At 50.5% G+C, this 15,002-nt stretch carries 11 protein-coding genes; 7 read left to right on the top strand and 4 right to left on the bottom strand.

From position 1 onward, the window contains the following. Positions 1–130: 130 nt before the first annotated feature. The gene (locus BWI93_RS05970; protein ID WP_094809232.1) at positions 131–1,858 is read right to left on the bottom strand and encodes a glycoside hydrolase family 9 protein; all 1,728 of its coding nucleotides are present in this window, start codon (positions 1,856–1,858) and stop codon (positions 131–133) included. Between the two features lie 158 nt (positions 1,859–2,016). Here BWI93_RS05970 and BWI93_RS05965 point away from each other — a divergent pair, with 158 nt between their 5' ends. From BWI93_RS05965 to BWI93_RS05945, 5 genes are all read left to right on the top strand, one after another. After that, complete coding sequence (locus BWI93_RS05965) at positions 2,017–2,778, top strand: type III pantothenate kinase (protein WP_094809231.1); 762 nt, start codon at positions 2,017–2,019, stop codon at positions 2,776–2,778. A 99-nt stretch (positions 2,779–2,877) separates the two neighbouring features. Then, positions 2,878–3,489 carry a TetR/AcrR family transcriptional regulator gene (locus BWI93_RS05960; protein ID WP_094809230.1) on the top strand — a complete coding sequence of 204 codons (612 nt, stop codon included), beginning with the start codon at positions 2,878–2,880 and terminating at the stop codon, positions 3,487–3,489. A gap of 103 nt (positions 3,490–3,592) precedes the next feature. Further along, positions 3,593–4,906 carry a TolC family protein gene (locus BWI93_RS05955; RefSeq protein ID WP_094809229.1) on the top strand — a complete coding sequence of 438 codons (1,314 nt, stop codon included), beginning with the start codon at positions 3,593–3,595 and terminating at the stop codon, positions 4,904–4,906. A 14-nt stretch (positions 4,907–4,920) separates the two neighbouring features. Further along, on the top strand, positions 4,921–5,970 hold the full coding sequence (locus BWI93_RS05950) for an efflux RND transporter periplasmic adaptor subunit (RefSeq protein WP_094809228.1): 1,050 nt from the start codon (positions 4,921–4,923) through the stop codon (positions 5,968–5,970). 218 nt (positions 5,971–6,188) lie between these two features. Continuing rightward, positions 6,189–9,326 carry an efflux RND transporter permease subunit gene (locus tag BWI93_RS05945; protein WP_094809227.1) on the top strand — a complete coding sequence of 1,046 codons (3,138 nt, stop codon included), beginning with the start codon at positions 6,189–6,191 and terminating at the stop codon, positions 9,324–9,326. 99 nt (positions 9,327–9,425) lie between these two features. Here the strand turns inward: BWI93_RS05945 and dinB are convergent, their stop codons facing one another. Continuing rightward, entirely contained in the window at positions 9,426–10,502 is a 1,077-nt protein-coding gene (gene dinB / locus BWI93_RS05940) for a DNA polymerase IV (protein WP_255157740.1), read from the bottom strand. 118 nt (positions 10,503–10,620) lie between these two features. On the opposite strand from dinB, the gene arfB reads away from it, so the two are divergent. Together arfB and pafA are read left to right on the top strand one after the other, a co-directional pair. Beyond that, positions 10,621–11,025 carry an alternative ribosome rescue aminoacyl-tRNA hydrolase ArfB gene (gene arfB, locus BWI93_RS05935; protein WP_094809225.1) on the top strand — a complete coding sequence of 135 codons (405 nt, stop codon included), beginning with the start codon at positions 10,621–10,623 and terminating at the stop codon, positions 11,023–11,025. A gap of 37 nt (positions 11,026–11,062) precedes the next feature. Continuing rightward, positions 11,063–12,715 carry an alkaline phosphatase PafA gene (pafA, locus tag BWI93_RS05930; protein ID WP_094809224.1) on the top strand — a complete coding sequence of 551 codons (1,653 nt, stop codon included), beginning with the start codon at positions 11,063–11,065 and terminating at the stop codon, positions 12,713–12,715. A 171-nt stretch (positions 12,716–12,886) separates the two neighbouring features. On the opposite strand, the gene BWI93_RS05925 is transcribed toward pafA, so the two are convergent. Both BWI93_RS05925 and BWI93_RS05920 read right to left on the bottom strand, forming a co-directional pair. Next, a complete protein-coding gene (locus BWI93_RS05925; protein WP_094809223.1) occupies positions 12,887–13,999 on the bottom strand; it encodes a Gfo/Idh/MocA family protein in 1,113 nt (370 codons plus the stop codon). Positions 14,000–14,187: 188 nt separating this feature from the next. After that, positions 14,188–14,943, bottom strand: coding sequence for a hypothetical protein (locus BWI93_RS05920; RefSeq protein WP_094809222.1), 756 nt, complete (start codon positions 14,941–14,943; stop codon positions 14,188–14,190). Between the last annotated feature and the right edge of the window lie 59 nt (positions 14,944–15,002).

The raw sequence follows: 15,002 nt of genomic DNA, 5'->3' as shown, positions 1-15,002 counted from the left end.
ACGTGGAATAAGCCCCGATTTAAAACCGTCTTGGAATGATCGGGATGGTATGGTCAAGCGTCTTCGACGCGTACCCCTAACCCTTCAAAAACGATCACAAATGACGATGGTCGCCCAATCGCTCTAAGCGTTAAAACTTCCCCTGCAACGCCTCCAACGCTATCGCCAGATACACCAGCGGAGCATTCCAGTTGATCGCAATTTCATTGGAAGCGTACGAGCAGACATCATCCGTAAACGAAACATCGGGTAACTTTGAAGGATACGTTGTACACTTATCCTGCTGCCCCGGATTGGGGCCGCCCGAAATCATACCGGGTACGGGGTCTACGACGCCATCCGCTTCCGACAGGCGATGGTGGGGATGCATCACCCGCTTACTGCCAAATCCCGTCAGGAGGCAGTAGCCCGTCGCATTTTGTCCGAGTAAATAATTCAGATTCGACAAGGCTCCCGCTAAATACTCTTTCCGTGGACTCAGTCGGTACGCGTGCAATAAAGCAATCCCCTGATTCGCCGCAACCGAACTGCTTCCCCAGATGAAATCTTTCGCTGTCTGACCCATTACGGTGGCGTTAGCACTGGCCGCATAGTCAGCCACCAACGCATCAGCTTCCTTCAGTAACAAAGCCCGCAGACCCGCCACTTCGCCCTGAGCTGCTTCGGGTAATTGCTTTTGCAAGCGGGTGAGGGTGTAGTAACCCAGCGTCCGAACCTGATTCCAGGAGGGCAGGGGAGCTTTCGGGTCGGGTAGCCAGGCCAGCCGGTACTGTTTATCTTTCGTCAGGGCATACAACTCGGCGGCGGCCCAGATCCACTCATCGCTCACGTCGCGGTCGCCGTACGTGCCTGTGCTGATGTCGGGGTCGAAGGCCTTGTTAATGGCATCCTGATCGTACAAAACTTTGGGGTTTTCCTTGGCCCAGTTCCAGGCCTGTACCGCCATGACCCGGCAGGAGTCCGACAGACCCGGCAAGGCTTTGGAGAAAGGCTTGAACACCCGTGCTGCCTGAGCCATCACTGCCGCAAAATCGAGCGTGGCGGCGGTACTTTTCTGAACGACGTACCGTACGGTATGAGCATTCTGCGGCATAATCATCCCATCGAATTTGGCGTTGGTGAGCTTATGATACACGCCGCCGTCGTTGGGGTCCTGCATGGTGAGCATCCAGCGAAGATTGACGAGTACTTCATCCAGCAGATCCGGAAGAGCATTCGTTTTCTCAGGAATGTCCAGCGAAAGTTTCTGAACAAAGGCAGGGTGATCTTCGTACAGCGAAAGCAACGTTCCAACCGTAATACCCGAGTTGACAATGTACTTGTTGTAGTCACCCGCATCGTACCAGCCGCCTGGCGAAGACAGTATGGTCCCCGCCGGACGCTCCTTCGAGGCCGCCGAAGGGTGTACCACCACCTTCGTATCCGAATGGCCCACGGGGCGGGTCCATTTGCCCGCGTAGGCTTTTGGTAGCGGTTCCGAAACCCGGTTGTAGTAAAACATCTTGATACTGGCCTGAGCGACGCTTCGGTGAATATTATTCTGGATTTTGAACGGATACGAAGTGCCGATTTCCGGGATGACTAGCTGATAGGTACCGGGTTTTTGAAAAGCCGTAAAATCAGCTACGCGGGTCTGCCGGGAGGCGTACGAATTGGTTCGTACTTCGCTCAGCGTACCCCTGAATACGGTATCCCGTCCGGCTACCACTGCAAAGGTCCGACCGATTTCGGGTACAATGGCCTGTTTCGGTGCGTTCGGATAAAAACCAACCTGATTGAGCTGAATGGATTCGGTGGGGGTTTGAGCAGCTAATGTACCGCTCGTGAGTAACAGGGAAAAAAGAAACCGGATACGCATACAAATGCTGGGTTTAGAGAAAGAATATACGCAAGATAAGGCGAGGCTTCAGGTACAGCAATCGCAAAGGTTCGGGAATCGACGAAATGTCGCTAAACGACTGTAGCTTTGTTCAGTTATTGCCGATCCGGCAACCGCTTCAACATTTAGATCACTGCATGTTTCTCGCCATCGACGTCGGTAATACCGACATTGTTTTTGGAATTCATCAGGGTTCGAGCTGGCTGTGCCAGTTTCGCATTCCTACGCATTATAGCACACGTTCAGCGGATTATGAGGTACGCGTACGCACGCTTTTTCTGGAAAATGATCTGAAAATCAGTGACATCACCCGGGTGGGTATTAGTAGTGTAGTGCCGGGGGAAACGGGTTTGATCCGTAGCCTGGTCACGGAATTATTTCTGCTTGAACCGTTTGTCGTAGGTCCCGAAATCTATCCAATGCTCGGCCTGGGCATCGCCAGCCCCCGCGAGATCGGGACCGATCTGGTGTGTAATGCCGTTTACGCCTGGGAGACGTATCGACAAAATAGTGTCGTCGTGGATTTTGGTACGGCTCTCACGTTTACCGTCGTCAGCGAGGCCCGGATTGTGGGGGTGAATATCGTACCGGGGATCAAAACGGCCCTGCGATCCCTCTTTGCCAATACCGCCCAGTTGCCGGAAGTGCCGCTGGAAATGCCCGCGTCAGCCATTGGCAAGAACACCGTACACGCCATTCAGGCCGGAATCCTGTGGGGTTACGTAGGTTTAGTGAAGGAACAATTATTTCAGATCCAGAACGAAGTAGGGCCGTGTAAGGTACTGGCTACGGGTGGTCTTTCCTCTGTTCTGAAACCTTTACACGAATTGTTTGAAGAAGTAGATATCAACCTAACGCTTAACGGTCTGAAAATCATTGGCGATACATTGTATAATTGAACTTTAAAAACAAATTCTATAATTGAACGTTTATTTTAAACGATTGTTTAAATTTTATTTGGAAGAAGCTATTCTTCTGGTTTTTATTTGCATCACTGTATGACGACCAACCAAAACGATACCGAGGAAAAGATTAAGGAAGCGGCTCAACGCATCTTCCTGGAGAAAGGTTATGAGGGTACAACGATTCGGGATATTGCCGAAGCGGCCCAGATCAATACGGCTTTGACGAATTACTATTTTCGAAGTAAGGAGAAGCTGTTCTGGCTGGTGTACGAATCCTTGTTGAAAGAGGCGATACAGAGTGTTCAGGCAATTCTGGACAAGCCCATTCCGATGGAAGAAAAGTTAATGGGATTGATCGATCACATGTTTGAAACGCAGGCGGCTAATCCTAATCTGTCCATGTTCCTGATGAACGAATGCCGTCGGGATCCGAAGAGTTTCGCGGAGAAGACGGGCGTCGGTTGTCACTTGCTGGAAGGCGGTTTCATCCAACAGTTTCAGGAAGAAGTAGAAAAGGGTACCGTCACGAATGTATCAGCGGAGCACATGCTACCGCTAATATTCGGGCTTATTCAGCAGATTTTTGTCGGACGGGAACTCCACATGCATTTATTTCAGGTCGACGAATCCGAATTCCTAACCTTTGCCCGCGAACAAAAGCGGATCATTAAAGACATGCTCTGTACGTATTTGTTCAAGAAATAGATTAGTCTTTTTTCCCCTGTTCAAGCCCCGGTTTACGTGGGGCTTTTCTTTTAACCCTGATTTAAACAAACGTTTAAATTATTTATTTTAATCAAATAATACAATGTTACGCCTTCCCCTGATTGTTTGCCTATTCCTGCTCAGTTCGGGCGTTTGGGCTCAGAAACTGACGCTGGCCGACCTAACCGACAGAGCTCTGACGCACAATCTGGACGTCCGGTCTATTCAGCTCGAACGCGAGATTACGGACGCTCGGATCAAAGAAGTCCGTTCGTCCGCCCTACCGCAGGTGAATTTTGCGGGTGACTATAAGTATTACCTCAAAATTCCGGCTCAGGTCATTCCTTTATCGGCTTTTGGCGGACCGGAAGGATCGTATTCGGCGGCGGCGTTTGGACTGCCCTGGAACCTGGGGAGTACGGTACAAGCCAATCAGATTCTGTATAACCCTTCGCTGATGATTGGTCTGAAAGCCGCAAAAGTGGGTCGGGAAGTCGCTGATTTACAGATTCGCCGGACCAGAGAAGACATCGCCTATAACGTCGGAGCTACGTATTTCAACGCTCAGACCGTTGCCCAACAGGTTCAGTTTCTCGAAGGAAACATCAAGGCCCTGGACCGTTCCATTCAGATCACGGATTTGCAGTTTCAGCAACAGATGGCCAAGGGCATCGACGTAGATCGGCTGCGGCTGAATAAGGTTTCCATGCAAACGCAGATTGAATCGCTGAAAGCCGATCACGCTCGCATGTTGAATATGCTCAAGTTTCTGGCCGGTATTCCACAGACCGAAACGATCGAAATCGAACAACGAATCGAGGAAACGGCGATTGTCGTACCGACGGCCGAAGAAAGTGGCCTGAACCGTACCGAACTACTGTTGCTGGATCGCCAGCAGGTGGCTAATACGCTGGAGCAACGTAACATCAAAGCGGGATTCCTGCCAACGGTTTCCGCGTACGGTGTAGCCAATCACAGCGTATTTGCCATTGGTGGCAATGAATCCTACATCAAAGGTATTCCCGCGTACTGGCTGGGCTTACAGGTGAACTGGAGCATTTTCGATGGATTCACCCGCCGCAACAAGCTGGCTCAGAAACAACTGGAAGGGCAACAGTTATCGCTCGATCTTCAGAAGACGAAGGAATCCATCAGTATGGACATTTCGAATGCTCGTACACAGATGACCGTTCAGCAGCAAAACTTGAAAACGTCCGATGAACAGGTGCGACTGGCTCAGAAAGTATACGAGCAAACGCAGCTGCAATTCAAGGAAGGTACCATCGATATAAGTAACCTCATCCAGACGGAAAACTCTCTGCGGGAAGCTCAAAATAACTACCTGAGTTCATTGGTCAAACTCCGTACGGCCGAACTCGACTGGCGGAAAGCAACCGGAAATCTCATCACTAAATAGATCAAAACACTCCTATGAAACGAATAATTGTAGCCATTGCTCTCGTGTCTACACTGGGACTGACGGCCTGGAAACTGCTGGACAACAAGGAAAAAGTTGCCGAAAAAGTATACAAACCCAATCCAAACCTGAAAGTGGGCGTGCGTACGGCCAAGGCCGAAGTACGCGACCTATCCCTCGAATCGCAGTTTTTAGGTTCGTTTGAGGCGAATCGGGAAATTGAAATTCGTCCGCAAGCCGGGGGTGAAATTGTCCAGTTACCCATCGTGGAAGGACAGGCCGTAGGAGCCGGAAAGCTCGTGGCCAAGCTCGACGACGATCAGCTTCGCTACCAGATTGAAGCTTTGGAAGTACAGATTGAAGGATACAAAAATGACCTGAAACGCTACGAAGCGTTGGTGAAAGGGGATGCAACGCCCGCGGTCAACATCGAGAAAACGCAGCTCAACATCCGGGCTACGCAGGCTCAGGTAAAGCAGTTACAGAAACAACTGGCAAACACGACAGTTACGGCTCCTTTTTCGGGTATCGTAACGTCCAAAATGGTAGAAAAAGGATCAGTCGTTTCACCAGGTACGCCATTGGCGAAAGTAACGGATATTTCTACGCTGAAACTGGTCGTACAGGTCCCGGAAAAAGCCATCAACCAATTCCGGATGGGCCAAAGTATCGCCGTGAAAACGGAAGTATATCCTGATACTGAGTTCAAAGGCCGCGTGTCATTAATCGGTGCTCAGGGCGATGCAGCTCATAATTATCCCATCGAAATTTCGGTAGCCAATTCCGGGGCTCATGCCTTACGGGCGGGTATGTACGGCACGATTGCCAATACCAGCGAACTGAAAGGTCAGAGTCTGTCCGTACCGCGTCAGGCGATCATCGGTTCGACCAAACAGCCGCAATTGTACGTGGTTGAAAACGGAACAGCCATCCTGCGTGACGTACAAATTGGAGCCACGACGAACGATTACTACGAGATTACGAAAGGCTTGCAGGCGGGCGAACAGGTCGTCGTTAGTGGACAAATCAACCTCCAGAACGGTACCCCGGTGGTTGCTCAATAGGTAGTTTGAATAGTTTAAGAAGGTTTGAAAAAAGTTAAGGGGTTGGAAAGAAGGTGAACTGAAATGGTTTGACTGGGAGAACAGAAGAAGCCATTCAGCGGAGCCAATACAGAAAAGTGATTCCAGACCTCATACTCTTAAACGAATCAAACCTTCTTTAACCATTCTAACAACTTCCAACCACTCGTCAAACCTTTCCAGTACAACTAGCACAGGATATGAATTTTATAGAAACCATCATCAAGCGGCCTTCCATGATTATCGTATTGTTTGCGATACTCACGCTCGGAGGGTTGGCTTCGTATCGGCTACTCAGCTACGAGCTGATGCCCGAGTTTTCCATTCCGGTCGTAACCATTACCACGGTGTATCCGGGAGCGGCTCCGTCCGAAGTAGAATCGGAAGTAAGTAAGAAAATCGAGGATGCCGTATCGGGTCTCGACAACATCGATAACATTACCACCAAGTCGCTGGAAAGTGCTTCGCTGGTGATTGTGGAATTCAAAGCGGGTACGGACATTGACAATGCCCTGGATGAAACCCAGCGGAAGATCAACAATATGGTGAGCGACCTTCCAGACGACGCCGAAACGCCTTCGCTGTCCAAAATCTCACCCAGCGATCAGCCGATTATGCAGTTACTGGCTACGTCCAGTCTGCCTAATGAAGTGTTCTACCAGCAGGTAGAGGACCGATACCTGCCTCTGATGCAACAGGTACCCGGTGTCGCTGAAATCACGATGGTAGGGGGCGATAAACGCGAAGTGCGGGTGAACGTCAATGACGATAAACTCAACTATTACGGACTCTCGCTGCTCCAGATAACCCAGGCCATCAATCAGGCCAACATGGAATTCCCGACGGGGAAAGTCAAAAGCTCGTCCGAGCAGATTACGCTGAAGCTGGCCGGTAAGTTTTCCTCCATGGATGACATTCGGAATCTGGTGGTGGCAACGCCCCCCAACGGAAGTCCGATTCGCGTAAAAGACGTGGCTACGGTTACGGATGGACTGGCCGATACGGAAAGCATCAGCCGTTTCAACGGACAAAACGGGATTGGGATGTTCATCAAGAAACAATCCGATGCCAACGCGGTGGAAATCAGTCGTTTGATTCAGGAGCGACTGGCCACCATTGAAAAAGAGAACGCGAAAGACAACGTACATTTTACGATTGCCTATGACAGCAGCACGTTCACGCTGGAGTCCGTGGAGGCCGTTACGCACGATTTGATTCTGGCCGTTGTCCTGGTGGCGGTCGTGATGCTGCTCTTCCTGCACAGTATCCGGAACGCCATTATCGTCATGATTTCCGTACCGGCTTCGCTGGTTTCGGCCTTTCTTTTCATGTACGTCATGGGCTATTCGCTCAACCTGATGACCCTGCTGGCCCTTTCGCTGGTGATTGGTATTCTGGTCGATGACTCGATTGTAGTACTGGAAAATATTCAACGGCACCTGGAGATGGGTAAAAATCGCTGGCAGGCGACGCTCGATGGGGTGAAGGAAATTGGCTTTGCGGCCGTAGCTCTGACGCTGGTGATTGTGGTGGTATTCGTACCCATTACCATGGTTAGCTCGATCATTGCCGACTTGTTACGCCAGTTCTCGTTGACGGTAGCGTTTTCGACGATGGTCAGTTTGCTGGTCAGTTTTACGCTGACGCCGTACCTGACGTCCCGAATTGCTCGGCTGGAACACCTGAATCCGAAGAATCCTTTCCACGCTTTTCTGTTGTGGTTTGAACGCGGACTGACGGGTTTGTCCAACTGGTACCAGCGTACGCTCGTTTGGGTGATTGGTCACAAAATTGCCTTTACCGGAATCCTGATTGCCATTTTCGTGGCAACGGGCTGGGTGATGGGTCTGGGCATCATCGGACAGGAATTCGTAGCTCAGGGCGATCAGGGCAAGTTTCTGCTGACGATGAAGCTGGACAAAAGTGCTTCCCTTCAGCAAAACAACCTGACGGCCCGGAGTATTGAAGATTATCTGCGGAAGAAACCCGAAGTAGAAACCATTTTCGCCAACGTGGCGGGTGCCAGTACGGGCATGTCGAGTACGGGTCAGGGCGAAACCAACCGGACGGAGTTAACCATTGAGCTGGCTCCGGCGGAAGAGCGACCGAACCAGTTGCCGACGGAAAAGTACATGATTGAAACGCGTAAGGAGCTGTCGGAGCGTTTCCCGGGTATTGAATTTACCTCTTCCGTAATCGGGATGGTCAACTCCGGAGGTTCACCGATTGAAATGATTCTGAGCGGGGATAACCTCGACGAGTTAATGAAAACCGCAGGGCAGGTAGCCGATCGCCTGAAGAAGACGCCGGGTGCCAACGATGTGAAGGTTTCAGTAGAAGCCGGAAATCCCGAAGTACAGGTGAACATCGACCGGGAGAAGATGGCAAAACTGGGCCTGAACATTCAGACCGTAGGTGGCTTGCTGCAAAACGCCTTTGCTGGTAACGATGATTCGAAATACCGCGAGGGGAGTGAAGATTACGACATCCGGATTATGTTGGATGCCTTTGACCGGAAAGATCCCGAAGCGGTGAAGAACATTACGTTCTTCAGCCCGGTCGCGAATCGTCCGGTACGGCTGGCCGAGTTTGCCGACGTGCGTCTGGGTAGCGGGCCTTCGTTGCTCGAACGCAAAAACCGCCGTACCTCCGTTACGATTACGGGGAATACGCTTGGCGTAGGCTCCGGTACACTGATCAATACGATCAACGAAGATCTGGCGAAAAATCCGCTTCCGGCCAACGTAACCCTGAGCTGGGGTGGGGATGCCAAGAGTCAGAGTGAAGGATTCGGCTCGTTAGGTCTGGCCATGGTGGCCGCTCTGATGCTGGTGTACTTCATCATGGTCTTGCTGTACGATAGCTTTATTTATCCGCTGGTTGTATTGTTCTCCATCCCCGTGGCCATCATTGGAGCGATGATTGCTCTGGCTCTGTCCTCCTCCAACATGAGCATCTTCGCGATGCTGGGTATGCTGATGTTGATGGGTCTGGTTATGAAGAATGCCATCTTGATTGTCGATTTTGCCAACCAACTGAAAGCCCAGGGCATGCATTACAAAGAGGCTATTATTCACGCCGGAGAAGAACGCCTGCGACCCATTCTGATGACCACCATCGCCATGGTGATCGGGATGTTGCCCATCGCATTGGCGGCCGGGGCTGGTTCGGAGTGGAAAAACTCCCTGGCCTGGGTGTTGATTGGTGGATTAACCAGTTCGATGATTTTGACCATATTCCTGGTACCCATGATTTATTATCTGGTTGATCGGGTTCGGGAAAAGTGGGGGAGTAAGCAAAAGAAAAAAGTAGAAGAATTAGAGTCAGTACCTGTTTAAGCCGTGAAAACAAGGGTGTCTTTCGAAAGGAGGGCACCCTTTTATTTGGGTAAGAGCGGGTTAAAAAGAGTGAACCGAATTTCAACCCGACCCAAGTCTTCAAAAATGAAACGTCAGCTGCCGCCCATCCCATTCATCTGCCCGCTCCAGGTTCGACAGCGTGACTCCCATAAGCCGAATCCCCATGCGGAGGGGGAAAATCCCCTCGAACAGCTCCCGTACCATGCGTTCGTAAAACGCCTGTTCGGTAATGGGTTGCAGGCTGGTTCGACTGCGAGTAATCTGTTCAAAATCACCGAACTTCACTTTCAGCGTTACCGTTTTTCCGTACGCCTGAGCCCGCTCGGCTCGTCGCCAGACTTCCTCCGTAATGGGCCAGAGTTCATTTAGTAACAATTCCACGTCTTCCAGATCCGTCGAAAAGGTTTCTTCCGCTCCGATGGACTTCCGAATCCGATCGGGATTGACCAGCCGATCATCCTGCCCCCGGGCAATCTGGTAGTACCAGCGTCCCACTTTTCCGAAATGTTTCACCAGTACCTCCAGCGACTGGGCCTTCAGATCGGCTCCGGTAAAAATGCCCATCTTGTGCATTTTGTCGGCGGTAACCTTGCCAATGCCGTGAAAATCCTTGACGTGTAAGCCCGCCACAAACGCTTCCGCCTGTTTGGGTTTAATGATGAAAAGACCATCCGGCTTGTTATAGTCGGAAGCGATTTTAGCCAGAAATTTGTTAAAGGATACCCCCGCTGAAGCCGTCAGTCCGGTTTCCGCCCGAATCTGGTTTTTGATCTCCTGAGCAATCTGCGTAGCCGTCTCAATCCCTTTCAGGTTTTCGGTAACGTCGAGGTAGGCTTCATCCAGCGAAAGCGGTTCAATCATAGGCGTATAGCGGGCGAAAATTTCGCGAATTTGAACCGAAACTGCCTTGTATACGTCAAATCGCGGCCGGACAAAAAGCAGGTGTGGACACTTTCGCAATGCCGTTACCGAGGCCATTGCCGAGCGAACGCCGTACTTACGGGCTTCGTAACTAGCTGCCGCCACCACACCCCGTTCACGGCTACCCCCCACCGCCAGCGGTTTCCCCCGCAGCTCCGGATTATCCCGCTGTTCGACGCTGGCGTAGAAAGCGTCCATGTCAATATGTATGATTTTCCTAAATGTTGCCAAAATTCAGTGTGTACCTTTGGGATGTTTTCAGTTTGCTGTTTTCCGTTTTCAATTTCTGGGTACGTACCTGACAGAAATTGATTCATAACTGAAAACTAAAAACCGTAAACTGAAAACTAAAATGTTACCCGATCTATACCCCGAACTCCAATTTCAGACCAGTCGTTCCTCCGGACCGGGTGGTCAGAATGTAAATAAGGTTGAAAGCAAAGTGGAAGTTCGTCTCAATATTCAAACTTCCCAAATTCTAACGGATGAGCAAAAACAGAAGTTATTCCAACGGTTAGCTTCCCAACTCAGTACCCAGGGTGAACTCATTATAACGGCTCAACAGTCGCGTAGTCAGCTTACGAATAAAGAGCAGGCCGTCAAGAAGTTATACGCGGTTTTGGAAAAAGCTTTTCGCGAACCTCGCGTACGCAAAGCCACTAAACCCACCAAAGCCTCCACGCAGGAAAGGCTCCAGTCCAAACGGCTGGCTTCGGAGCGGAAAGCGTCCCGTAGTCGCAAAAACTGGGAAGAGTAAACGCCTTATTATTAATTTTGTTACAAACGATTTCCACATGCATTCTTTCAAACTTAGTTTTCTATTGCTGCTAAGTCCGCTGTTGTTAGTGGCACAAACCAAGAAAAGCGTACAGCGAACCATGCCTGACCGTCCCAAACTGGTGGTAGGGATTGTGGTCGATCAGATGCGATATGACTTTCTGTTCCGGTATTCAGAAAAATACGGAAAAGGCGGTTTCAAGCGGCTCTTAGGCGAAGGCTTCAACTGTGCGTACACGCATTATAACTACATGCCGACGATCACGGCACCCGGACATACTTCCATTTATACGGGCTCCGTTCCGGCTATTCACGGGATTGCAGGAAATGACTGGTTCGACCGTAGTTTAGGTCGGGAAGTATACTGTACGGAAGATACGTCGGTCGTTACGGCGGGAGGGAACCCTTCACCAGCCGGTCGGATGTCACCCCGCAATGTACTCGCCAGTACGATTACCGATCAGCTGAAAATCGCGACCAACTTTAAATCAAAAGTCATTGGCGTTTCACAGAAAGATCGGGGAGCCATCATTCCGGCGGGACATACGGCTGATGGAGCCTACTGGTTCGATTCCCGCGACGGAAGTTTTATCACCAGTACGTTTTACATGAAAGACGTTCCGCAGTGGGTAAAAAACTTTAATGCGAAAAAACTGGCGAATAAATACCTGGAAAAACCCTGGACGACGCTGTTACCCATCGAGCAGTATACTGAAAGTACGGCCGATGATATGCCGTACGAACAGCCGATTCCGGGCGAAAAGAAACCCGTATTCCCGCACGAAGTAGGCGGTACGTTCCAGGGCTTCTACGAGAATTTCCGGAAAACGCCTTTTGGCAACAGTATCACGAAAGACTTTGCTCTGGAGGCTCTCAAAAACGAGAAGCTGGGCAAAGGCAGTGTAACGGATTTTCTGGCCGTCAGTTTCTCCTCGACGGATTACGTAGGTCACAGTTTCGGTCCTAACTCGATTGAAACGGAAGATACCTACCTGCGGCTGGATAAGGATATTGAAGAATTACTAACCTTCCTCGATAGCTGGGTGGGTAAAGATAACGTACTCGTTTTCCTTTCGGCGGATCACGGCGTAGCGGACGTATGGGGCTTCTCGAACGAACACCACATTGCTGCCGGTTCGCTGGATAAAGTAACGGTAAAGGCCCGGAACGTACTGAACAAAGCCTACGGTGAAGCCGACTGGATTCAGTACTACGGCAACTACCAGTTATACCTGAATCCGGAAGTCATGAAAGCGAAAAAGCTGACGTATTCGGATGTATATCCCATGCTGCGTGATTCCATCGTGCAAATGAAAGGGGTCGCTAACTTCATCAATCTGCATTCGCTGGAAGCCGTTTCCATGAACGATAATCAGGCGTACTTCGTGAAGAATGGCTATCACCCGCGTCGGGGTGGTGACTTTATGCTCGTCTCCGAACCCGGCTGGCAGGATGGCTATACCAAAGCAGGTACGGGCCACGGAACGCTCTACAACTACGATTCACACGTACCCTGCCTGTTCTACGGCTGGAAAATTCCGCACGGTCGTACGGGAGCTTCCACGTACGTAGCCGACATTGCCGCCACCGTATCCTATCTACTCGACATCCTCGAACCCAGTGGCTGCGTAGGCAAACCGGTACTGGACATGGTGGGGCAAATTAAGTAGTTTTCAATTTACGGTTTTCTGTTTTTAGTTAATGAAAAGGCCTGTCTTTGAGGAGTATACTCAAAGACAGGCCTTTCTTTGTGAAACATTGTGTCTTGGTGCCTTCGTGGCAAAGCATCCTTTCTAACACTGATCTATACTGAAAACAGAAAACCGTAAACTGAAAACGGATCAAAGTTTAAGATTCTCCTTTTTCCCCGATTTCACCGCTGCATAGATCGCGTCGATAATCTTCAAATCTTTTACGCCTTCTTCACCATCGACAGGTACCATGGGTTGTTTACCCTGAAGAATAATCGCCGCCATTTCGTCCATCTGTACGGTCTGGTGCGTCACGATGGGCTGATTCAGTTCCCCTTTGTGGGTCCGGCCTTTGATGGGACCGTATCCTGTCGCGGGAAACAATTCAGCGAAACCATTATCACCCGTCAGGAAGAAACGATCCAGGTTGTTGATGTTGTAACTCGACAGACAGGACGCTACGGCTCCGCCGGGAAAGCCCAGCTGGAACGTGATCGTTTCATCGACGCCTTCCTTGAATTTCTGCGGATCGGTTTTTGTCTCCTGAGCCGTCACCCAGATAGGTTCTTCACCCACCATATAGCGGGAACCGTTGATGGCGTAAATCCCAATGTCCATCATGGCACCACCGCCCGCGAGTTGCTTGTTCATTCGCCACTGACTGGGGTCGCCGATTTTAAAGCCAGAAAGTCCCTGGAAGAAGGTAATTTTTCCGAGTTCACCCGCTTTTCGCATCCGCACGATTTCCAGCGTATGTGGCTCGAAGTGCATCCGATAACCTACCAGTAGCTTGACGTTGGCTTTCTTACAGGCTTCTACCATTTCCTGGCCTTCCTTCGCATTGATAGCCATTGGTTTTTCACAGATCACGTGTTTACCGGCTTTGGCTACACGAATGACCTGATTATGGTGCAAGGCGTTGGGTGTGATGACGTAAACGGCATCGATGTCTGCATTATTCTTGATCTGGTCGAAGTTCTCGTAGTTATAACAGTTCTTTTCGGGAATCTTGTATTTCGACTGCCAGTCTTTAATCTTCGATGGCGTACCGCTGATAACGCCCACCAGTTTCGCCATTTTACTGGATTGCATGGCCTCTGCCACGCGGCTACCGTAACCACCCAGACCCATAATGGCCACGCGTAAAACCGGACCATCGTAGGGCTTGCTGTAAAATTCTTCCAATGAAGTAGAATTGGGTAAAAAGGGTAAGGTAATGGCCGAAGCCGTCAGCTTTTGTAGAAAGTCGCGACGTGAATGCATAGAGAAATGTTTTAGCTTGAGGTTAAACAGGCGAGTCGGCGGACCGACGGATACGCACTCAAAAATGAGTTTTTCTTATTGAAACCTCAACACCTTTGGCGAAAATCCTGTACCAGCAATGAGTCTAAAACAATCGGTCTCCCAAAGACGTATCAATTTCCGCAGCAGCAGCGGTCAGAGCCAGGGGACTACTTTAAAAACTTTAACGTCAACAGGTTGGTCAGTGAAGAAAAGAGTAGGGCTACACTATACGCCACCCATAGAGACGAATGCGGTAGTAACAAGCCCACGCCGTACAGAAAAGTCGCAAAACCAAAGCCGGAGCTAACCATTCCCCGCAGAATACGGGCACACTGGGCAGGACCCTGCTGGATGTGCGTAAATACGGCCAGACAGGTCGTCATGATCGGAAAAGGAGTAAGCAGCCCACTCCAGACCGGGCCCGTCCAGGCCGCCAGTTGCGTAATTCCCGCGACAAAAACCGTGGCAACCAGCATCCGCAAAGGCAGATCAAAACGGGGTGGAGGCGGAATATGCGTTGGAACAGCAGGCCGCGGAAACTTCCAGTAAACCAGTGCAATGAACACTAACAAAGCCACGAATAAAACGTGTATACTGCCCGAGTAAAACTGGCCCAGATACAACGAAATGAAAATCATGGCGTAACAGCCCATCAACAGGGGAAACCAGTGCAAGCGTGCGGCTCCTTTCGCGTAGAGCCAGGCAAAAGCATAGGTGGAAAAGCAGCCGAGAAGAGAACCCGCCGCCGACTGAGCCGCAAAACCCTTACTCTGTTCCAGAGCCAGAAAAATTGAAATAGGACCCGCAATCCAGGGAAAACCACCCAGCCATCCGCCCACCACATTTCCCCAGCGACGGGCGGCCAGCGTAACGCCACCAATCAGCGAGGGCATGAGAATCAGTTTAAGGAGAAGGGTGGTCATGGCAGGTAAGAAAGGCGTTTGATCGAGTTTGAGTTAGTTGGATGGGTTTCAAAAGTTTA

The organism is Siphonobacter sp. BAB-5385 (assembly GCF_002261125.1).
Classification (GTDB): Bacteria; Bacteroidota; Bacteroidia; order Cytophagales; family Spirosomataceae; genus Siphonobacter.
This window is presented reverse-complemented; position numbering and strand designations above follow the sequence as displayed.